The 18,925-nt window shown below is 65.4% G+C and carries 22 protein-coding genes and 1 riboswitch; of the genes, 19 read left to right on the top strand and 3 right to left on the bottom strand.

Annotation, left to right across the window (positions count from 1 at the left end; genetic code table 11):
• The first annotated feature begins 50 nt into the window (after positions 1-50).
• The 17 genes from DXK50_RS10535 (at position 51) to DXK50_RS10610 (ending at position 13,472) form a co-directional block, all read left to right on the top strand.
• Positions 51-671, top strand: coding sequence for a C40 family peptidase (locus tag DXK50_RS10535; RefSeq protein WP_212630266.1), 621 nt, complete (start codon positions 51-53; stop codon positions 669-671).
• 84 nt (positions 672-755) lie between these two features.
• Positions 756-1,280 (top strand): C40 family peptidase, encoded by a 525-nt coding sequence (locus DXK50_RS10540; RefSeq protein WP_212630267.1) that lies wholly within the window; start codon positions 756-758, stop codon positions 1,278-1,280.
• 6 nt (positions 1,281-1,286) lie between these two features.
• Positions 1,287-1,607 carry a hypothetical protein gene (locus DXK50_RS10545; RefSeq protein WP_212630268.1) on the top strand — a complete coding sequence of 107 codons (321 nt, stop codon included), beginning with the start codon at positions 1,287-1,289 and terminating at the stop codon, positions 1,605-1,607.
• Between the two features lie 38 nt (positions 1,608-1,645).
• Positions 1,646-2,001: riboswitch (cobalamin riboswitch) on the top strand.
• Positions 2,002-2,185: 184 nt separating this feature from the next.
• A complete protein-coding gene (gene cobO / locus DXK50_RS10550; protein WP_212630269.1) occupies positions 2,186-2,797 on the top strand; it encodes a cob(I)yrinic acid a,c-diamide adenosyltransferase in 612 nt (203 codons plus the stop codon).
• The gene (locus DXK50_RS10555) at positions 2,797-4,089 is read left to right on the top strand and encodes a cobyrinate a,c-diamide synthase (protein WP_212630270.1); all 1,293 of its coding nucleotides are present in this window, start codon (positions 2,797-2,799) and stop codon (positions 4,087-4,089) included. The genes cobO and DXK50_RS10555 overlap by 1 nt, the downstream gene beginning before the upstream one ends.
• Positions 4,086-4,739: a 5,6-dimethylbenzimidazole synthase gene (bluB, locus tag DXK50_RS10560; RefSeq protein ID WP_212630271.1), complete on the top strand. Its 654-nt coding sequence runs from the start codon at positions 4,086-4,088 to the stop codon at positions 4,737-4,739. The genes DXK50_RS10555 and bluB overlap by 4 nt, the downstream gene beginning before the upstream one ends.
• Before the next feature lie 3 nt (positions 4,740-4,742).
• Positions 4,743-5,651 carry an adenosylcobinamide-phosphate synthase CbiB gene (gene cbiB, locus DXK50_RS10565; protein WP_212630272.1) on the top strand — a complete coding sequence of 303 codons (909 nt, stop codon included), beginning with the start codon at positions 4,743-4,745 and terminating at the stop codon, positions 5,649-5,651.
• On the top strand, positions 5,644-6,654 hold the full coding sequence (gene cobD / locus DXK50_RS10570) for a threonine-phosphate decarboxylase CobD (protein WP_212630273.1): 1,011 nt from the start codon (positions 5,644-5,646) through the stop codon (positions 6,652-6,654). The genes cbiB and cobD overlap by 8 nt, the downstream gene beginning before the upstream one ends.
• Positions 6,654-8,123: a cobyric acid synthase gene (locus tag DXK50_RS10575; RefSeq protein ID WP_212630274.1), complete on the top strand. Its 1,470-nt coding sequence runs from the start codon at positions 6,654-6,656 to the stop codon at positions 8,121-8,123. Before cobD ends, DXK50_RS10575 begins: the two co-directional genes overlap by 1 nt.
• 3 nt (positions 8,124-8,126) lie before the next feature.
• A complete protein-coding gene (cobU, locus tag DXK50_RS10580) occupies positions 8,127-8,648 on the top strand; it encodes a bifunctional adenosylcobinamide kinase/adenosylcobinamide-phosphate guanylyltransferase (RefSeq protein WP_212630275.1) in 522 nt (173 codons plus the stop codon).
• Positions 8,645-9,700 carry a nicotinate-nucleotide--dimethylbenzimidazole phosphoribosyltransferase gene (gene cobT, locus DXK50_RS10585; protein ID WP_212630276.1) on the top strand — a complete coding sequence of 352 codons (1,056 nt, stop codon included), beginning with the start codon at positions 8,645-8,647 and terminating at the stop codon, positions 9,698-9,700. Before cobU ends, cobT begins: the two co-directional genes overlap by 4 nt.
• Positions 9,700-10,272: an alpha-ribazole phosphatase family protein gene (gene cobC / locus DXK50_RS10590; RefSeq protein WP_161866327.1), complete on the top strand. Its 573-nt coding sequence runs from the start codon at positions 9,700-9,702 to the stop codon at positions 10,270-10,272. The genes cobT and cobC overlap by 1 nt, the downstream gene beginning before the upstream one ends.
• Positions 10,269-11,000 (top strand): adenosylcobinamide-GDP ribazoletransferase, encoded by a 732-nt coding sequence (locus DXK50_RS10595; RefSeq protein ID WP_212630277.1) that lies wholly within the window; start codon positions 10,269-10,271, stop codon positions 10,998-11,000. Before cobC ends, DXK50_RS10595 begins: the two co-directional genes overlap by 4 nt.
• Positions 11,001-11,072: 72 nt before the next feature.
• The gene (locus DXK50_RS10600) at positions 11,073-11,477 is read left to right on the top strand and encodes a MarR family winged helix-turn-helix transcriptional regulator (RefSeq protein WP_212630278.1); all 405 of its coding nucleotides are present in this window, start codon (positions 11,073-11,075) and stop codon (positions 11,475-11,477) included.
• A gap of 53 nt (positions 11,478-11,530) precedes the next feature.
• Positions 11,531-12,736, top strand: coding sequence for an MFS transporter (locus tag DXK50_RS10605; RefSeq protein ID WP_212630279.1), 1,206 nt, complete (start codon positions 11,531-11,533; stop codon positions 12,734-12,736).
• The gene (locus DXK50_RS25165; RefSeq protein WP_283088683.1) at positions 12,733-12,858 is read left to right on the top strand and encodes a hypothetical protein; all 126 of its coding nucleotides are present in this window, start codon (positions 12,733-12,735) and stop codon (positions 12,856-12,858) included. The genes DXK50_RS10605 and DXK50_RS25165 overlap by 4 nt, the downstream gene beginning before the upstream one ends.
• 62 nt (positions 12,859-12,920) lie before the next feature.
• A complete protein-coding gene (locus tag DXK50_RS10610) occupies positions 12,921-13,472 on the top strand; it encodes a glutathione peroxidase (protein WP_212630280.1) in 552 nt (183 codons plus the stop codon).
• A 57-nt stretch (positions 13,473-13,529) separates the two neighbouring features.
• On the opposite strand, the gene DXK50_RS10615 is transcribed toward DXK50_RS10610, so the two are convergent.
• From DXK50_RS10615 to DXK50_RS10625, 3 genes are all read right to left on the bottom strand, one after another.
• A complete protein-coding gene (locus DXK50_RS10615; protein WP_212630281.1) occupies positions 13,530-14,804 on the bottom strand; it encodes an OmpP1/FadL family transporter in 1,275 nt (424 codons plus the stop codon).
• Between the two features lie 149 nt (positions 14,805-14,953).
• A complete protein-coding gene (locus DXK50_RS10620) occupies positions 14,954-15,433 on the bottom strand; it encodes a hypothetical protein (protein ID WP_212630282.1) in 480 nt (159 codons plus the stop codon).
• Between the two features lie 199 nt (positions 15,434-15,632).
• Positions 15,633-16,487: a sulfurtransferase gene (locus tag DXK50_RS10625; protein ID WP_212630283.1), complete on the bottom strand. Its 855-nt coding sequence runs from the start codon at positions 16,485-16,487 to the stop codon at positions 15,633-15,635.
• Between the two features lie 96 nt (positions 16,488-16,583).
• Here DXK50_RS10625 and DXK50_RS10630 point away from each other — a divergent pair, with 96 nt between their 5' ends.
• Both DXK50_RS10630 and gdhA read left to right on the top strand, forming a co-directional pair.
• On the top strand, positions 16,584-17,396 hold the full coding sequence (locus tag DXK50_RS10630) for a lysophospholipid acyltransferase family protein (RefSeq protein WP_212630284.1): 813 nt from the start codon (positions 16,584-16,586) through the stop codon (positions 17,394-17,396).
• A 170-nt stretch (positions 17,397-17,566) separates the two neighbouring features.
• Entirely contained in the window at positions 17,567-18,904 is a 1,338-nt protein-coding gene (gene gdhA / locus DXK50_RS10635; RefSeq protein WP_161866318.1) for an NADP-specific glutamate dehydrogenase, read from the top strand.
• Positions 18,905-18,925 lie beyond the last annotated feature (21 nt).

An 18,925-nucleotide genomic window follows, 5' to 3' on the forward strand; every position in this document is an offset into this window, starting at 1 on the left:
TATAGAGGGCATAGTCGCCGACTTGTAAATCAACCGACACGGTCGTGCCCATGCTAAAACGCTTCGCACCCCTCGTGCCTCTTGCACTGACAGTCTTTCTCGCTGCCTGCGCCGGCCATTCGCCGCAGTCGCAGATCAGCGAAGCCAAGGTCGAGCCGGTTGCTCGTCCGCTCTCTCATCAGGCCGAGCCTGCTGATGATGAAATCAGCGCGCTGATCGACGACAAGCCCTATGAAATGCCGCAGCTGGCCGACAGCCTGCTCGATCTCGGGCGTTCGCTGATCGGTACGCGCTATCGCTACGGTGGCACCTCGGTGCAGTCCGGTTTCGATTGCAGCGGTTTCGTCGGTTATCTGTTCCGTGAGGAAGTCGGCCTGGAGCTGCCGCGCTCCACTCGCGAGCTGATCAACCTCGACGCGCCCAAGGTTGCGCGTGCCGATCTGGAACCGGGCGATCTGATCCTGTTCAACGACCGCGGTCGTGGTCGCGTCAGCCACGCCGGTATCTACCTGGGCGATGACCAGTTCATCCATTCCAGCAGCAGCCGCAGCGGTGGCGTGCGCATCGACAGCCTTGACGACAGCTACTGGAACCGCAGTTACCTGCAGGCCAAGCGTGTTCTTGCGCTGGCTCCGGTGGAGGAGCAGGTGGCAGCCAAACGCCACAATTGATGTGTCACGGCGTAACCCCAGGGTTGCGCCGTTTGTCTGCAATCGGCAGAGTAGGGCGCATTCAGGCTTTGGATTGCCTCGCTTATGCGCCTCACGCCCCGCGTCGTCCTCATTTCTTTCGCCCTGCTGCTGAGCGCCTGTAGCGGTCGCGCTCCAGCTCCCCAGCCCGTCTACCAGCCACCGGTCTCTTCGTCCTCCTATCAGGGCGGCGCCGAAGACGTATTGTTCCGCGCTCTGGGGCTTGTCGGTACCCCTTATCGTTCTGGTGGCAACACGCCGGAAGGTGGTTTCGACTGCAGCGGTTTGATCGGCTACGTCTACCGCGATGCTGCCGGTATCAGTCTGCCTCGCTCGACACGTGAGTTGAGCGCGATGCGCACCCCAGGCGTGCGCCGCGATGCCTTGCAGAGTGGTGACTTGGTGTTTTTCGCCACCAATGGCGGGCGCGCCGTGAGCCATGCAGGTATCTATGTCGGCGAAGGGCGTTTCGTACATGCGCCATCCAGTGGCGGTACCGTGCGCCTAGACAGCCTCGACAATGTTTACTGGCAGCGCGTCTATCTCGATGCCAAGCGGGTGATCACGCCCGAGCTTGCCCGCAACCCCTGAGGCGCCATGGCCGAGCCTATCCGTCTGCCGCCTCAGCCCGAGGTCTGCGAGCTTTGCGCGCGGCCTGTAGCACTCACCCGTCACCATCTGATTCCCAAGGCGCTGCACGACAAGGCTTATGTGCAAAAGCGCTTTGCCCGTCACGAACGTATTACCGCCACGCTCTGGGTATGCCGGGCCTGCCATAACCAGATTCATCGGCTGTTCAGTGAAAAGGAGCTGGCGCTGAGCTACAACAGCCGGGACGCGCTGTTGGCGGATGAGCGCCTGCGTACCTTCGTCGAGTGGCTGGCCAGCAAGCCGCCGGGTTTCACGCCCCGGCATTAGCGGTATCGGCGTTGACGGGCAGGGCTGCCAGCCTCTACCCTGCGCGCCTTGCTTCAGGTGCCCCGCGCCGTTTCCATCGACGGCGCCGGGGTGAAACAGGGAAGCCGGTTCCAATGCCGGCGCTGCCCCCGCAACGGTAGGTGAGTCAAACGCTGCATAAGCAGACCGTGTGAAAACGTAGCGAGCGAAGGTCAGGTAAGGCAAAAACAGGCGAGAAAGCGGAGTTTACGAGCTGTAAATGAGCATTTTGAGACTGTTTTTAACGCCGCATGGCCGAGCGCAGTAGTTTTCACGCAGTCTGCAAGGCCACTGTGTATTCGCACGGGAAGGCGCAGCGTCGAACCTTTCAGGTTCGCTCACGAGCCCGGAGACCGGCCTGTCGCAGTTCCACGGCATCGCGGAGGGCGTTGTCCGGCCAGTGCTCCGGTTCTACCGGGGCCTCGGTGTTGCCCGCCTTCCGCTCGCCTGACCAGCCATTGGCGCCTGTATGAGGTCGCGCGGATCATCGCGATTCTTCATTGTCGTTCGCACTGTTCCTGAAGCAGGCAACGCGGGCACCTGACTTGCAGGAGCACAGCATGAGCGAATCCGCCGAACGCGACGCCCGCCACAAGGCGCGCATGCAGCGCAAGAAAGCCCTGATCGACGAGAAGATCGCCCAGGCCCAGGATGAATACGGCCTGCTGCTGGTGCACAGCGGCAACGGCAAGGGCAAGAGCAGCAGCGCCTTCGGCATGGTCGCGCGCGCCCTTGGTCATGGCATCAGGGTCGGGGTGGTGCAGTTCATCAAGGGCGCGGCCAGCACCGGTGAGGAAACCTTCTTCCGCCGTTTTCCCGAGGAAGTCAGCTATCACGTGATGGGCGAGGGCTTCACCTGGGAGACCCAGGATCGCCAGCGCGACATTGCCAAGGCGCAGGAAGCCTGGGCCGTGGCGCGACGCTTGCTGAGCGACGAGTCCGTCGGCCTGGTGGTGCTGGATGAGCTGAATATCGCTCTCAAGCACGGTTACCTCGAACTGGATGCGGTGCTGGCCGATATCGAGGCCCGGCCGCTGCTGCAGCACGTGGTGGTGACCGGCCGCGGGGCCTTGCCGGGGATGATCGAGGCGGCCGATACGGTCACCGAGATGAGCCTGGTCAAGCATGCGTTCAAGTCTGGCGTGAAGGCGCAGAAGGGCATCGAATTCTGATGACGACACGTCACTGCCCGGCGTTGCTGATCGCCGCCCCGGCTTCCGGCCAGGGCAAGACCACCGTCACCGCTGCGCTGGCGCGTTTGCATACGCGCCAGGGACGACGCGTGCGGGTGTTCAAGTGCGGGCCTGATTTTCTCGACCCGATGATCCATGCCCGTGCCAGCGGCGCGCCGGTGTACCAGCTCGACCTGGCCATGGTCGGTGAGGCGGAGAGCCGTCGCCTGCTGTGGCAGGCCGCGGGCGAGGCGGATCTGATCCTCATCGAAGGGGTGATGGGCCTGTTCGACGGCAAGCCCTCGGCGGCGGACCTGGCGCGTCATTTCGGCGTGCCGGTGCTGGGCGTGATCGACGGCGCGGCCATGGCGCAGACCTTCGGCGCCCTGGCCCATGGCCTGGCCACCTTCCAGCCCGATCTGCCCTTTGCCGGTGTGCTCGGCAATCGGGTTGCCAGCACGCGCCACGGCGAAATCCTGCGCGATGCCCTGCCGCCGAGCATTCGCTGGTTCGGCGCCTTGCCGCGCAGCGCCGCGGTGGAGCTGCCCAGTCGCCATCTGGGCCTGGTGCAGGCCGCCGAGCTGGCGGATCTGGATGCGCGCCTGGACGCCGCCGCCGATGCGCTGGCGGCCAGTGCCGATGTCGACCTGCCGCCGGCGGTGAGCTTCGCCGCGCCGCATATCAATGAACTCGCGCCCTTGTTGAAGGATGTGCGCATTGGCGTGGCGCGCGATGCGGCGTTCGCCTTCCTCTATCAGGCCAATCTCGACCTGCTGCAGGGGCTGGGGGCCGAGCTGCGCTATTTCTCGCCGCTGGCCGATAGCGCGCTGCCCGAGGTAGACAGCCTCTATCTGCCTGGCGGCTACCCCGAGCTGTACCTGGCCGAGCTGGCGGGCAACCAGGCCATGGCCGCAGCCATCCGTGCCCATCATAAGGCCGGCAAGCCGCTGCTCGCCGAATGTGGCGGCATGCTCTATCTGCTCCACGAGCTGCGTGACAAGCAGGGCGCCAGCGGCCGTATGCTCGGCCTGCTGGCCGGCAGCGCCGCATTGCAGCCGCGCCTGACCGCGCTGGCCCTGCAGGAAGTGACGCTGCCGGAGGGCGAGCTGCGTGGCCATAGCTACCATCACTCGCGCCTGGACAGCCCGCTCGAGCCGCTGGTACGCGGGCGCTGTCCGAACGGCAAGCCGGTGGCCGAGGCGGTGTATCGCCTGGGGCGACTGACCGCCAGCTATATCCACTTCTACCTGCCGTCCAACCCGGAGGCAGCCGCCGCGCTGCTGCGTCCATGAGCGAGCACGCCTTCAGCCCCGAGGAGCGCTCAGCGGTGTACCGCGCCATCGCCGAGCGCCGCGACATGCGTCATTTCAGCGGTGGAGAGGTATCGGCGGAGGTGCTGGCGCGCCTGCTCGAAGCCGCTCACCACGCGCCCAGCGTTGGCCTGATGCAGCCCTGGCGCTTTGTGCGCATCCGCGATGCGCAACTGCGCGAGGCGGCTCATGCGCTGGTGGAGGCCGAGCGGGTACGCACCGCGGAGGCCCTGGGCGAGCGCAGCGACGAATTCATGCGGCTGAAGGTCGAGGGCATCCGCGATTGTGCCGAGCTGCTGGCGGTGGCGCTGATGGACGGACGCGAGGCACATGTCTTCGGGCGACGCACGCTGCCGGAAATGGATATGGCCTCGGTGGCCTGCGCGATTCAGAATCTGTGGCTGGCCGCGCGCGCCGAAGGTCTGGGGCTGGGCTGGGTGTCGCTGTTCGATCCCGCAGCGCTGGCCGAGCTGCTGGCCATGCCGGCCGGCAGCAAGCCGGTGGCGCTGCTGTGTCTGGGGCCGGTGGATGCCTTCTATGAAAAACCCATGCTGGTGCAAGAGGGCTGGGCCTCGCCTCGACCGCTGAGCGAGCTGCTGTTCGAGAATCGATGGGGAGTGCAGGGTGACTGAACGATGAGCCTGGCGCTGATCACCTGCGCCGGTGTGGCGCTGGACGCCGTGCTGGGCGAGCCACGCCGCGCGCATCCGCTGGTGGCCTTCGGGCGCCTGGCCGATTGCCTGGAGCAGCGTTTCAACCCGGCCGGTGGTGGCTGGCGCAGCCATGGTGTCACCGCCTGGTGCCTGGCAGTACTGCCGCTGACTCTGCTCACCTGGCTGCTGGTGCAGATCAGCGGGTTGGGCTGGGCGGTGGAGATCTTCGCCCTGTATTTCGCCATTGGCCTGCGCAGTCTTTACGAGCACGCGCAGCCGGTGGCCCGCGCGCTGCGTCTGGGTGATCTGCAACTGGCACGCGAGCGGGTCGGCTGGATGGTCAGCCGCAACACCGCCGAGCTGGACGCCACCGGCGTGGCCCGCGCCGGTACCGAGTCGGTGCTGGAGAACGGTTCCGATGCGGTATTCGCTGCCTTGTTCTGGTTCATCGTCGCCGGTGCGCCCGGCGTGGTGCTGTACCGCCTGAGCAACACCCTGGACGCCATGTGGGGCTATCGCAACGAGCGCTTCGAGCGCTTCGGCTGGGCGGCGGCGAAGATCGATGACCTACTCAATTACATCCCGGCGCGCCTGGTGGCGCTGACCTATGCGCTGCTCGGGAATACCCTTCTGGCGCTGCGCTGCTGGCGCCGGCAGGCACCGTTGTGGGACAGTCCCAATGCTGGCCCGGTGATGGCCGCTGGTGCCGGCAGCCTGGGAGTGAGTCTGGGCGGCGCCGCCGAATACCACGGCGAGCTGCATGAACGCCCGCAGCTGGGCGAGGGCCCGGCGCCGCGCGCGCGGGATATCGAACGGGCGATGAACCGGGTCGCTGCCGGCGTTGGCCTGTGGTTACTGTGCCTGATGATCTGGGAGGTGCTGGGTGCTTGAACACGGAGGTCGACTGCGCGCGGCGGCGCAGCGCTATGGCATCCCCCTGGAGGACTGGCTGGACCTGTCCACCGGTATCGCCCCCTATGGCTGGGATCTGCCGCCGGTTCCGGCTCAGGCGTGGGCGCGCTTGCCCGAGGTCAACGATGGCCTGGAGGCGGCGGCGCGCGATTATTACGGCGCCGCCAGCCTGTTGCCGGTGGCCGGTTCGCAGGCGGCGATCCAGGCTCTGCCACGCCTGCGCACGCACAGCAGCGTGGGCATCCTCGCGCCGACCTACGCCGAGCATGCCGCGGCCTGGCGCCGCGAGGGCCATCGCATCACCAAGCTCAGCGAAGGCTCGGTGCATCGCGCGCTGCCGCAGCTCGACGTGCTGCTGGTGGTCAATCCCAACAACCCGACCGGGCGCCTGATCGAGCCGGCGCGCCTGCTCGACTGGCACGACGAGCTGGCCGAGCGCGACGGCTGGCTGGTGGTCGACGAAGCCTTCATCGACTGCACGCCGCAGCACAGCCTGGCGGCCTACAGCGACATGCCGGGGCTGATCGTGCTGCGTTCGTTCGGCAAGTTCTTCGGTCTGGCCGGCCTGCGTCTGGGCTTCGTGCTGGCGGCGCAGGCCTTGCTGGATGAGTTGGAGGCGCTGCTCGGGCCCTGGGCGGTCAGCGGTCCGGCGCGCAGCATCGCCCGCCAGCTGCTTGCTGACAGCGCCGGCCAGCGCCGCCAGCGCGAGCGTTTGCTGGCCGATGGTGAGCGTCTGGCGGCGCTGCTGCGCGACTGCGGCCTGCCGCCTACCGGCGGTTCGGCGCTGTTCCAGTTCTGCTGCACGCGCCGCGCGGTGCCCTGCATGGAGCTGCTGGCGCGACGCGGCATTCTGATCAGGCTGTTCGCCGAGCTGGACAGCCTGCGCTTCGGCCTGCCGGCAGACGAGGCCGGCTGGCTGCGCCTGGAGCAGGGCTTGCTGGACTGTGCGCCGATCCTCGCCAGCCTCGAGGAAACCTCCTGATGCCAACCCTGATGGTGCAGGGCACCACTTCCGATGCCGGCAAGAGCACCCTGGTGACGGCACTGTGCCGCTGGGCGCGGCGCCAGGGCGTGTCCGTGGCGCCATTCAAACCGCAGAACATGGCGCTCAACTCGGCGGTGACCGCCGATGGTGGCGAGATCGGTCGGGCCCAGGCGGTGCAGGCGCAGGCCGCCGGCCTGGCGCCGCACACCGACATGAACCCGGTGCTGCTCAAGCCCAACAGCGACATGGGCGCCCAGGTGATCATCCACGGCCGCGCCATCGGCAACATGCAGGCGCTGACCTACCACGGCTACAAGCCGGTGGCCATGGCGGCAGTGCTGGAGTCCCATGCGCGGCTGGTCGAGCGCCACCAGCTGGTGCTGGTCGAAGGCGCCGGTTCGCCGGCCGAGATCAACCTGCGCGCCGGTGACATCGCCAATATGGGCTTCGCCGAGGCGGTAGACTGTCCGGTGATTCTGATCGCCGACATCGACAAGGGCGGCGTGTTCGCCCATCTGGTCGGCACCCTAGAGTTGCTCAGCCCCAGCGAACAGGCGCGGATCAGGGGCTTCGTGATCAATCGTTTTCGCGGCGATATCGCCCTGCTCGAACCGGGGCTGGATTGGCTGGAGCAGCGTACCGGCAAGCCGGTGCTCGGCGTGCTGCCGTACCTGACGGATTTTCACCTGGAAGCCGAGGACGCCGTCGATACCCGTCAGCAGGCCAAGAGCGCGCAGGCGCTGCGCGTGGTGGTGCCGGTGCTGCCGCGCATCAGCAACCATACCGATTTCGACCCGCTGCGCCTGCATCCGCAGGTGCAGCTGACCTTCGTCGGGCCGGGCCAGGCCATCCCGCCGGCCGACCTGATCATCCTGCCCGGCTCCAAGAGCGTGCGCGCCGACCTCGCCCGGCTGCGCGAGCAGGGCTGGGACACGGCCATCGCCCGCCATCTGCGCTATGGCGGCAAACTGCTGGGCATCTGCGGCGGCCTGCAGATGCTCGGTCGGCAGATTCACGACCCGCATGGCCTGGAAGGCGCTGCCGGCAGCAGCGAGGGCCTCGGCCTGCTGGATTTCGAGACGCTGCTGGAGCCGGAGAAACAGTTGCGCAACGTGCGTGGCCAGCTGTGCCTGGAGCAGGCGCAGGTCAGCGGTTACGAGATTCACGCTGGCGTCAGTCGCGGGCCGGGCCTCAATGGCGCCGTGCAGCTTGACGACGGCCGCAGTGACGGCGGACTCAGCGCCGACGGCCAGGTGCTCGGCACCTACCTGCATGGCCTGTTCGAGCAGCCTTCGGCGTTCGCTGCACTACTGCGCTGGGCGGGCTTGGATGAGGTGGAACAGGTGGACTATCAGGCGCTGCGCGAGCGCGATATCGAGCGCCTGGCCGACCAGGTGGAACTGCACCTGGATAGCGAAAAACTCAAAGTGCTTTGCGGCCTATCGGTAGAAATGAATGTGGATTGAATCATGCTTGAACTGATTCTCGGCGGTGCCCGTTCCGGCAAGAGCCGCCTGGCCGAAAAACTGGCCGACGAGTCCGGGCTGGAGGTGGTTTACATCGCCACCAGCCAGCCGCTCGACGGCGAGATGAACCAGCGCGTTGCCCAGCATCGCGCGCGGCGTCCGGCGCACTGGGCGCTGGTGGAGGAGCCGCTGGCACTGGCCCGTGTGCTGCAAGAGCAGGCCGCCTCCGGGCGCTGCCTGCTGGTGGACTGCCTGACCCTGTGGCTGACCAATCTGCTGATGCTGGAGGACGCGCAGCGCCTGAATGCCGAGCGCGAGGCGCTGCTCGCTTGTGTAGTGCGATTACCCGGCCGCATTCTGCTGGTCAGCAACGAAACCGGACTTGGCGTGGTGCCACTGGGCGAACTCACCCGTCGTTATGTCGATGAGGCCGGCTGGCTGCACCAGGCCTTGGCCGAACGCAGCCAGCGCGTGCTGTTCACCGTCGCCGGTCTGCCGATGACCCTCAAGGGAGATGCCCTATGAGTCTGCAATGGTGGCAGGGGCCGTGCCAACCGCTCGACCACGTGGCTCGGACCAAGGCTGAAAACCGCCAGCAGCAGTTGACCAAGCCCGCCGGTTCGCTGGGGCGTCTGGAAAAATTGGCGATTCATCTGGCCGCGCTGCAGGGGCGCGAACGGCCGAGCCTGGACAAACTGTGGATCGCCATTTTCGCTGGCGACCATGGTGTGGTCGCCGAAGGTATTTCTGCCTACCCGCAGGCGGTGACCGGGCAGATGCTGGCCAACTTCGTCAGCGGCGGTGCGGCCATCAGCGTATTGGCGCGTCAGCTGGACGCGGCGCTGGAGGTGATCGACCTGGGCACCGCCGAGCCGCTGCCGCCGTTGCCTGGCGTACGCCACCTGCAAGTGGGTGCTGGTACCCAGAACTTCACCCAAGGCCCTGCCATGACCCTGGCTCAGGCGATGATCTGCCTGGAGGCGGGACGCGACAGCATTCAGCGCGCCCGTGCTATCGGGTGCGACCTGTTCGTGGGCGGCGAGATGGGCATTGGCAATACCACGGCGGCAGCGGCGCTGGCCTGCTGGCTGCTGGATTGCCCGGCGAGCGAACTGGCCGGCCCCGGCACCGGCCTGGATGGCGCAGGTGTGGCGCACAAGGCGCGGGTGATCGATGCGGCGTTGGCCCTGCACCGGGCGCAGATCGGCGACCCCTTGCAAGCGCTGGTCCACCTCGGTGGCTTCGAAATCGCTGCGCTTACCGGGGCATACCTGGCCGCCGCGCAGCAGGGCATCGCCGTTTTGGTCGACGGCTTTATCTGCAGCGTCGCGGCCTTGCTGGCGGTGCGCCTCAACCCCGCCTGCCGCCAATGGCTGCTGTTCGCCCATCACGGCGCCGAGCCGGGTCATGTGCGCGTGCTGCAGGCATTGGGCGCCGAACCCTTGCTGGAGTTGGGGCTGCGCCTGGGCGAGGGCAGCGGTGCGGCGCTGGCGGTGCCGGTGTTACGCCTGGCCTGCGCATTGCACGGGCAGATGGCGACATTCGCCGAGGCCGCGGTAGCCGAGAGGCCGCGTTGATGCTGCAGCTCGAATTGCTGCGCCACGGCGAAACCGAGCAGGGGGGCGGGCTACGCGGCAGCCTCGATGATGCGCTGACCGAGCAGGGCTGGACACAGCTGCGCGCCGCCGTGCAGGGAGCGGGGCCCTGGGATCGGCTGATCAGCTCGCCGCTGCAGCGTTGCGCGCGTTTCGCCGAGGAAGTGGCGGCGGCTCATGGATTGCCGCTGCACTACGAGCCGGGCCTGCAGGAGCTGCATTTCGGCGACTGGGAAGGGCGTAGCGCCGCGCAGCTGATGGAAACTCATGCCGAGGCGCTGGGCCAGTTCTGGGCTGACCCTTACGCCTTCACACCACCTAACGGCGAGCCGCTGCTGCAGTTCGAGGCCCGCGTGTTGGCCGCGCTGCAGCGCCTGGTGCAGGCGTATGCCGGTCAGCGTCTGCTGCTGGTGACCCATGGTGGGGTGATGCGTCTGCTGCTGGCACGTGCCCGCGGCTTGCCGCGCCAGGACCTGCTGCAAGTCAACGTCGGCTATGCCCAACGCTTTCGCCTGAGCCTGGACGCAGACGGACGCCTGGCGGAGCTGCCATGATTGCACTGCTGATCGCCTTGCAGTTCCTCACCCGCCTGCCGGTCAGCCTGCCGGGCATGCCGACGCCCGAGCAGATCGGCCGCTCGCTGCTCTGGTATCCGGTCGTTGGCTTGCTGCTCGGTCTGCTGCTGTGGGGCGCGCATCTGCTGTTGGGGCAGACCTCGGCCCTATTGCAGGCTGCGATCATTCTGGCGCTGTGGGTGGGGCTGAGCGGCGGGCTGCATCTGGACGGCCTGGCCGACACTGCCGACGCCTGGGTTGGGGGCTTCGGTGATCGCGAGCGCACCCTGGCGATCATGAAAGACCCGCGCAGCGGCCCCATCGCCGTGATGGTGCTGGTGCTACTGCTGTTGCTCAAGTTCGCCGCGCTGCTGACCCTGTTGCAGGCCGGGAAGGGCAGCTATCTGCTGCTGCTGCCCTGGTTAGGGCGCAGCCTGCTGCCGCTGCTGCTGGCAACCACACCCTATGTGCGCGCCGGTGGTCTGGGCCAGGCGCTGGTCGATCATCTGCCGCGCGGGCAGTTACCCTGGGTGCTGGGTGGGCATGTGGCGGCCATGTTGCTGCTGGGCTGGGGTGCATTTATTGCCCTGGCCACGGCCCTGGCACTGTTCGTCTGGCTGCGCCGCGCGCTGTTACGGCGCCTGGGCGGCACTACGGGCGATACCGCCGGTGCTCTGGTCGAGTTGGCCGAGTGTGCTGCGCTGTTGGCTCTGGCATTGAGCCTCTGAAACAACTGTTATGGCGACGCACCAGGTAACTGTATGAGTGCCAATCGCTGATGCGGGTATATACCTGTATGCATGTTGCCGACTTCCTGTCTCTGCACCCAACTGCGTCGCGCCAGCCGTGGCGTGACCCGCCGATACGACGACGCCCTGGCTGCCGTCGGGCTCGGTGCCGCGCAGTTTTCCCTGTTGCGCCACGTACAGCGGCTCGGACAGCCGAGCATTTCAGTGCTGGCCGAGGCCATGGGGCTGGATCGCAGTACCCTGGGTCGCAATCTGCGGGTGCTACAGGAGCAGGAGTTGCTGCAGCTGGGAGAAGGGCGCGATTTGCGTGCTCGCGAGGTACGGCTCACAGAGGCCGGCCTGCAACGTATCGAACAGGCGCTGCCGCTGTGGGAACAGGTGCAGCGTGAGCTGAATGCTCGGCTCGGCGAGGATCGCCGCGCCGAACTGATGGCTTTGCTCGACCAATTGGCCTGATGGCCTCTTTTACTGCCTGAGCGGCTGCGTGCGGCCGTCTGTTGGAGATCACGATGACAACTGCATGGCGTTCAACCACCTGGCTGCTGCTCGGCGCCTCGCTGATTCTCGCGCTGTCGCTTGGCACTCGCCATGGTTTCGGCCTGTTCCTGCCGCCGATGAGTGCGGAGTTCGGCTGGGGGCGCGAGGTATTCGCCTTCGCCATCGCTCTGCAGAACCTGATCTGGGGGCTGGCGCAGCCGGTCACCGGTGCGCTGGCCGACCGCTTTGGCGCACGCAAGGCCATCGTCGTCGGCGGTGTGCTCTATGTACTGGGGTTGCTGTGCATGGGTATGGCGGACTCGCCACTGTCGTTGTCGCTGAGCGCCGGTCTGCTGATCGGTATCGGTCTGTCCGGTACCTCGTTCTCGGTGATTCTCGGCGTGGTCGGCCGTGCCGTGCCGGTGGAGAAGCGCAGCATGGCCATGGGCATCGCCGCCGCGGCAGGGTCCTTTGGCCAGTTCGCCATGCTGCCGGGTACGCTGGGGCTGATCGGCTGGCTGGGCTGGTCGGCAGCCTTGTTGGCGCTGGGCCTGCTGGTCGCTCTGATTCTGCCGCTGGCCGCGATGATCAACGAGACGCCACCACCGGCGAGTACCGGGCCGCAGCAAACGCTGGTCGAGGCGCTGCGCGAAGCGGCCGGGCATTCGGGGTTCTGGCTGCTGGCGCTGGGCTTCTTCGTCTGCGGCTTCCAGGTGGTGTTCGTTGCCGTGCACCTGCCGGCTTATCTGGTCGATCACCATCTGCCGGCGCTGACCGGCACCACGGTGCTGGCGTTGGTTGGCCTGTTCAATATCTTCGGCACTTACATCGCCGGCTGGCTAGGCGGGCGCATGGCCAAGCCGCGCCTGCTCAGCGCCCTGTACCTGCTGCGCGGGGTGGTGATCACGCTGTTCATCGCAGCACCGCTGACGCAGTGGAGCGCCTACCTGTTCGGTATCGCCATGGGCCTGCTGTGGCTGTCGACCGTGCCGTTGACCAACGGTACCGTGGCGACCCTGTTCGGCGTGCGCAACCTGTCGATGCTCGGCGGCATCGTCTTTTTGTTCCACCAGCTCGGTTCTTTCCTCGGCGGCTGGCTGGGCGGCTATCTCTATGACACCACCGGCAGTTACGACCTGGTCTGGCAGATTTCCATCGGCCTGAGCGTGATGGCCGCGGCGCTCAACTGGCCGGTGCGTGAGGTGCCGGTGGCACGCCTGCAGGGGGCGCCGGCGTGAGCCGCAAGTTGCTGACGTTCAGCGCCGTGGCAGTGGGCCTTGGCCTGCTGCTGGCGCTCGCCTGGTGGGGCTGGCGCCAGGGCGGGCTGGCCCTGCTGCAGCTGGGCGTGGGCATTTGCTAGTTGCCTGGCGCATGCCCTGCGAGTAGCGTGGCAAGACTGCGTTATCGCTCGAGGTCATCGTCATGTCGTTTCATCGTCTTGCCTGCTCCTTGCTGCTCTTCAGTCTTGCTTTGCCGGCGCTGGCCGCCGAGTGTCCGGCGCTGCTGCAAGGGGATTTGCCCAAGCTGCGTGCCAAGGGTGAGAGCGTCGAACTCTGCCAGTTCGCCGGCAAGCCGCTGGTGGTGGTCAATACCGCCAGCTTCTGCGGCTTTACCCCACAATTCAAAGGGCTCGAAGCGCTTTATCAGCGTTACAAGGATCAGGGCCTGGAAGTGCTGGGCGTGCCGTCCGACGACTTTCGCCAGGAATCCGCGGATAGCCAGGAGACGGCTACCGTCTGCTATGTCAACTACGGCGTGACCTTCGCCATGACTGAGTCGCAACCGGTATCCGGCAAGGCCGCGATTCCCCTGTTCAAGGGGCTGGCCGAGCAGAGCAGGGCGCCGCGCTGGAACTTCTTCAAGTACGTGGTCGATCGTCAGGGCAAGGTGGTGGCCAGCTTCTCCAGCCTGACCAAACCGGATGATCCCGAGCTGATCGCTGCCGTCGAGAAGGCCATCGCTTCAAAGCCCTGAATTCGCCTAGCTGCGGTAGGGCTAATTCGGCCGTCCCTGGCCGTGTTCCGGATCCGATCAGAAGCGGTAACTGAGCGAAGCGCCCAGACCGTGTGCGCTGTTCTTGTAACGTGCGCGGTAGGTGCCACGGGTATCGCTGGCGTGGTTAACGTCCACCGATTCTTCCTGCAGGTAGGAGTACGCCAGGTCGATGGTCACGTCCTGGTTCGGACTCCAGCCCGCGCCGACGCTGAAGATGGTGCGGTCGCCGGACGGCACGCGTGGCGAGCGGTCGACGTTGTTGGTCGGTGACTGGTCGATGGCGACCCCGGTACGCAGCGTCCACTGCGGATTGAGCTTGTAAGACAGACCGATCGCATGGGCCCAGGTGTCATGCCAGTTCTGCTCCTCGACGATGGTGGAGAGGTTGGCTGGCAGCGTCGCCGAGTCATTTTCCACGCGGATTTCCTTGAAGCGGCTCCAGCGTGTCCAGGTGCTGCCGAGGTGCAGCGTGAGGGCATCGGTCAGATCGTGGGTGATCGACATATCCACCGACTCGGGGGTGGTCAGGTCGAGATTGGCGTCGTATTTGCCAGCTACGCCAGCCAGAACGCCGCTGCCGGAAACGCGGGTATCACCTTCCAACTCGTACTTCACGCGCGAATGGTAGGTCAAACCGGCACGGGTGCCGGGGGTGAACTCGTAGAGCACACCGACGTTGAAACCAACGGCAGTGTCGTCGCCCTTGACCTTCACCTTGCCGTCGTTGCTGCCGGGGCTCAGCGGGTTGAGCACCGAGGAGGTCAGCTCCCCTTCGATATGGTTGAAGGTGGGGCCGAAACCGACCGACAGCTTGTCGTTGAAGCGATAGCTCAAGGTCGGCTGCACGGTGATTACCCGTACATAGCTTTTATCGGCGTGATAGCGCCCCTGAAAGTTGCTCTCGTAATCGGTCATCAGACCGAACGGTACGTAGATACCCAGACCGAAGGCGACCTTGTCGTCCAGTGGCTTGACGTAGTAGCCCATCGGTACGCCGGTCGTCGGCACCATATCGCCGTCATTGCTGCCGGACAGCGCCAAGGGACCTGCGTTGGCGCTGGCGTGGCTGATATCGCTCTTGGCATGGATCGCCGCGGCACCGACATAGATCTCGTCGCGCTTGAGGCGCGACATGCCGGCCGGGTTACCGAACACGGTGCTGGCGTCGTCGGCGGACGACGAGCGCCCGGCGAAGGAGGTGCCCATGCCGGAAATGCTTTGTTCGTTGAGGGCGAAGCCGCTGGCGAAGCCATGGCTGGAGGTGGCGGCAATGGCGACGGCCAGACCGGTCTTGAGAAGACGTTTGCTCACGGGGAAGCTCCTTTGGTGAGGCGAGGGGGGCACGCTACAGTTTTTCCTGACCCTTGCCAAGACGCTGAAGTTCCCGAAATAGAGCGTATTGTCGGACAATTGGCGTAGATTTGTGCAGAACTTCATCCGGTGTATTTCTGACGGATTGGTCAGGCTACCCGGCTTACCGGTTCGATGCAGCGCTGCCAGGCTTCGAGAAAGTCACCTTGACGACCTTGTGGCTGAAAAACTCGGCACCAGATCCGGCCCAGCGCCAGCAGGTCATCAGCGGCTGGCAGCTCCAAGTGTTCGGCTTCCACCAGCAGCCAGGCGACGGCTGTGGCGTAACGCAGGTTGACGGTGAGCTCCAGATGCGGCGCTTCGAGGAAAGCGTGCTGGCTGGCGAGGCCGCGGACACGGCTGGCAAGTTCTGGATCGAAGGCTAGATGCCGATCCCATAGGGTCTGGTGGCGCTGCTCGCTGATGCGATACAGGCCGTGGCCTTGTGGGGTGTCCAAAGCGCTGCCGAGTGCCGACTGACAGGCCGCAGCCCCCAGTAGCAAGGCTTCGGCCGTGGCACTATGACGCTGCAGATAGAGAAGGGTAGGGCGGATCACATGCTGGCTGAGATCGCAGGCGGCTATTCCCATGACATCCTCGCGGAGGGTGCCGGTGGGGCCGGGCGCGTGGCAGCTTTTCTAGTGGCTCTTCGATAAAGGCCCCACCGGGAGCGGGGTTAGCCGCTCATTTTCAAGTCTAGTGCGATATTTCAGCTGTAAAGGGCTGTTTTTAAATTGATTCCAGATTTGAGTTATTGGGCATATTTCGATTGGTGCTTAAAACTCTGCGTCAGTCGCCGGTGGCTATCGGGTGTGACGGATCGGTGATCCATTCACTCCAGGAGCCCGCATACAACTGCGCCAGCGGATACCCGGCGAGGCTCATGGCGAACAGGTTGTGGCAGGCCGTGACTCCGGAGCCGCAGTAGGCCACCAGGTTTTCCAGCGGGCGGTCACCACGCAGTTTGTCGAAGCGCTCGCGCAACGTTTGCGCCGAAAGAAATTTGCCATCGGCTCCGAGGTTGTCGGTGAAGGCTGCACATTGCGCTCCGGGAATGTGTCCGGCGACCGGGTCGAGTGGCTCGACTTCACCGCGAAAGCGCGGCAGTGCTCTGGCGTCGAGCAGGGTGAGATCCGGATTGCCCAGGCGCAGGGCCAGTTGTTCGGCACTCAGCAGCAGGTTGCTGTCGGGTTGCGCCGAAAAATCACCGGGGGCGCTCTCCGGTGGGGCAATCGTCAGTTCCTGGCCGGCCTCGCGCCAGGCCTTCAGACCGCCGTCGAGCAGGTACAGACCGTCGCGCTTGCCGAGCCAGATCAGCAGCCACCATGCCCGCGCGGCGAAGGCGCCGGGACCATCGTCGTACAGCACTACCTGGCTGTCTGCCCGCAGGCCGCAGTTGCGCAGGCGTTCCACCAGTGCGCTGGGGTCCGGCAGCGGATGGCGCCCGGTTACGCCCTTGATCACCGGGGCGGACAGGTCCTGCTCGAGATCGAGGAAGTGGGCGCCGGGAATATGCCCGTCAAGGTAGCTGCGACGGCCATAGGCCGGGTCTTCGAGGGCGAAGCGGCAATCCAGAACTACCAGATTGTCCTGCTCCTGACGCCGTTGAAGGTGTTCCGTGCTGATCAGCTGAGCGAGTGGCATGCTGCCTCCTGTGTCCTGGAAAGGTTTGCCAGCATCATAGCGCCTAGCCCACGCCCTGCCCCCGGATCGATCTTCAGATTAGTAAGGAGCCGCTTCATGCTGAGCCTGCAACCCATCGCCCGTAGCGCGAATATGGCCCGCCGCGTCGGCGTGGTGCTGGGGACCCTGAGCGTGACGCTGTATTTCTGCCTGCTGGTGATTGGGCGTGCCGCCATCGGCCGGCTGCGCCGCGAGCATGTAGACGGTTATACCCGTGCCTGGTCTGCGGCCTTGCTGCGGCTGGTGCGCATGCGTATGACGGTGCACGGCCAGTGTCCGGATTTCAATGATGGCCGGCGTTACCTGATTCTCTGTACGCACTCCAGTCATTACGACATTCCAGCGAGTTTCGTCGCCATGCCCGGGTCGATTCGCATGCTGGCCAAGAGCGAGTTGTACCGTATTCCCTTTCTTGGCCGGGCCATGCGTGCGGCGGAGTTCCCCTCGGTGGATCGGCACAATGCGCAGCAGGCCAGGCGTGATCTGCAGCGCGCCCGTCAGATGATGGAGAGCGGTGTCGTGCTGTGGGCCGCGCCGGAGGGAACGCGTTCGGCCGATGGCAGCCTGCAGCCGTTCAAAAAGGGCTGCTTCCACCTGGCACTGGACACCGAAGCGGTGATCGTGCCGGTGGCCATTCGCGGTATTCACCACGTACTGCCGGCGCGCACCTGGCGCCTGAATCTCGATCAGCCGGTGCAGTTGCTCATCGGCTCTGCGATCGACGCCAGTCGCTATGATCGGGAACGCCTCGCTACCCTGATGGCTGACACACGGCAGAGCATGGAAATGCTGTTGCAGGGCGCCGAAGCCGCACCGGAAGCGGGCCTCGAAGTGGCGGGCGTGATCGAAAACTGTGCGCAGCGAGGCTGATTTTGGTGCGTGCCTTAGCCTTTATAAAACGCCATAAAATGCGGAGTTGGATGCTTCTTCTCAGGTCAATGCACTAAAAAGTTTCATCAAAGCGACATTCTGATCTGTTTTGGTGCTTTGCTGCCTGCTAGAGTGCCGGCCACTTTGTCTCTGTGGTGTCGAGGTGCCGCATGTCGTTGTCCGTCGATTCTTTCCTGGCGCGCCTGAAACAGCGCGATCCCGATCAGCCGGAGTTCCACCAGGCGGTGGAAGAGGTAGTGCGAAGCCTCTGGCCCTTTCTGGAGGCCAATCCGCGTTATCGCGATGCCGGCATTCTCGAGCGCATGGTCGAGCCTGAGCGCGCCATTCTGTTCCGTGTGCCCTGGGTCGACGACCGTGGCCAGGTGCAGGTCAACCGCGGCTACCGCATCCAGATGAGCAGCGCCATCGGCCCCTACAAGGGTGGCCTGCGCTTCCACCCCTCGGTGAACCTGGGCGTGCTCAAGTTCCTGGCCTTCGAACAGGTGTTCAAGAATTCGCTGACCTCGCTGCCCATGGGCGGCGGCAAGGGCGGTTCGGACTTCGACCCCAAGGGCAAGAGCGAGGGCGAGGTAATGCGCTTCTGCCAGTCGTTCATGAGCGAGCTGTACCGCCATATCGGGGCTGACCTGGACGTGCCGGCCGGCGACATCGGCGTCGGTGGCCGTGAGATCGGCTACCTGTTCGGCCAGTACAAGCGCCTGTCCAACCAGTTCACCTCGGTGCTTACCGGCAAGGGCCTGAGCTACGGCGGCAGCCTGATCCGCCCGGAAGCGACCGGCTATGGGTGCGTGTATTTCGCTCAGGAGATGCTCAAACGCATCGGTCAGGGCTTCGAAGACAAGCGTGTGGCCATCTCCGGTTCCGGCAACGTCGCCCAGTACGCGGCGCAGAAGGTCATGGAGCTGGGTGGTCGCGTCATCTCGCTGTCCGACTCCGAAGGCACTGTGCATATCGAGAGTGGCCTGAGCGATGAGCAGTGGTTGTACCTGATGGATCTGAAGAACGTGCGCCGTGGTCGTCTGCGCGAGATGGCCGAGCACTACGGTCTGCAGTTCCTCGCCGGTCAGCGCCCCTGGGACCTGCCGTGCGATATCGCATTGCCCTGCGCGACGCAGAACGAGCTGGACGGCGACAACGCCCGCGCGCTGCTGAACAACGGCTGCATCTGCGTGGCCGAAGGCGCCAATATGCCCTCGACCCTGGAAGCGGTGGACCTGTTCGTCGAGGCCGGTATCTGCTACGCGCCGGGCAAGGCCTCCAACGCCGGTGGCGTGGCCACCAGTGGGCTGGAAATGAGCCAGAATGCCATGCGCCTGCACTGGAGCGCCGGCGAGGTGGATGAGCGTCTGCACGGCATCATGCAGAACATTCACCATGCCTGCGTGCACCATGGTGAAGAGAACGGCCGCATCAACTACGTGAAGGGCGCCAACATCGCCGGCTTCGTCAAGGTCGCCGATGCCATGCTGGCCCAAGGTGTGGTCTGAGGTTCGATACTTCGCGATAAA

The sequence above is a fragment of the Pseudomonas sp. KB-10 genome (assembly GCF_018221585.1).
In the GTDB taxonomy this organism is placed as follows: domain Bacteria; phylum Pseudomonadota; class Gammaproteobacteria; order Pseudomonadales; family Pseudomonadaceae; genus Aquipseudomonas; species Aquipseudomonas yangonensis.

What these genes read in the sequence shown, in the direction of transcription:
- cbiB (WP_212630272.1), top strand. Translation starts at nt 4,743, where the DNA reads ATGAGCCTGGCGCTGATCACCTGCGCCGGTGTGGCGCTGGACGCCGTG.
- cobC (WP_161866327.1), top strand. Translation starts at nt 9,700, where the DNA reads ATGCTGCAGCTCGAATTGCTGCGCCACGGCGAAACCGAGCAGGGGGGC.
- cobO (WP_212630269.1), top strand. Translation starts at nt 2,186, where the DNA reads ATGAGCGAATCCGCCGAACGCGACGCCCGCCACAAGGCGCGCATGCAG.
- DXK50_RS10610 (WP_212630280.1), top strand. Translation starts at nt 12,921, where the DNA reads ATGTCGTTTCATCGTCTTGCCTGCTCCTTGCTGCTCTTCAGTCTTGCT.
- DXK50_RS10605 (WP_212630279.1), top strand. Translation starts at nt 11,531, where the DNA reads ATGACAACTGCATGGCGTTCAACCACCTGGCTGCTGCTCGGCGCCTCG.
- DXK50_RS10595 (WP_212630277.1), top strand. Translation starts at nt 10,269, where the DNA reads ATGATTGCACTGCTGATCGCCTTGCAGTTCCTCACCCGCCTGCCGGTC.
- bluB (WP_212630271.1), top strand. Translation starts at nt 4,086, where the DNA reads ATGAGCGAGCACGCCTTCAGCCCCGAGGAGCGCTCAGCGGTGTACCGC.
- DXK50_RS10620 (WP_212630282.1), bottom strand. Translation starts at nt 15,433, where the DNA reads ATGGGAATAGCCGCCTGCGATCTCAGCCAGCATGTGATCCGCCCTACC.
- cobT (WP_212630276.1), top strand. Translation starts at nt 8,645, where the DNA reads ATGAGTCTGCAATGGTGGCAGGGGCCGTGCCAACCGCTCGACCACGTG.
- DXK50_RS10540 (WP_212630267.1), top strand. Translation starts at nt 756, where the DNA reads ATGCGCCTCACGCCCCGCGTCGTCCTCATTTCTTTCGCCCTGCTGCTG.
- DXK50_RS10630 (WP_212630284.1), top strand. Translation starts at nt 16,584, where the DNA reads ATGCTGAGCCTGCAACCCATCGCCCGTAGCGCGAATATGGCCCGCCGC.
- DXK50_RS10600 (WP_212630278.1), top strand. Translation starts at nt 11,073, where the DNA reads ATGTTGCCGACTTCCTGTCTCTGCACCCAACTGCGTCGCGCCAGCCGT.
- gdhA (WP_161866318.1), top strand. Translation starts at nt 17,567, where the DNA reads ATGTCGTTGTCCGTCGATTCTTTCCTGGCGCGCCTGAAACAGCGCGAT.
- DXK50_RS10535 (WP_212630266.1), top strand. Translation starts at nt 51, where the DNA reads ATGCTAAAACGCTTCGCACCCCTCGTGCCTCTTGCACTGACAGTCTTT.
- DXK50_RS10545 (WP_212630268.1), top strand. Translation starts at nt 1,287, where the DNA reads ATGGCCGAGCCTATCCGTCTGCCGCCTCAGCCCGAGGTCTGCGAGCTT.
- cobU (WP_212630275.1), top strand. Translation starts at nt 8,127, where the DNA reads ATGCTTGAACTGATTCTCGGCGGTGCCCGTTCCGGCAAGAGCCGCCTG.
- DXK50_RS10575 (WP_212630274.1), top strand. Translation starts at nt 6,654, where the DNA reads ATGCCAACCCTGATGGTGCAGGGCACCACTTCCGATGCCGGCAAGAGC.
- DXK50_RS10625 (WP_212630283.1), bottom strand. Translation starts at nt 16,487, where the DNA reads ATGCCACTCGCTCAGCTGATCAGCACGGAACACCTTCAACGGCGTCAG.
- DXK50_RS10555 (WP_212630270.1), top strand. Translation starts at nt 2,797, where the DNA reads ATGACGACACGTCACTGCCCGGCGTTGCTGATCGCCGCCCCGGCTTCC.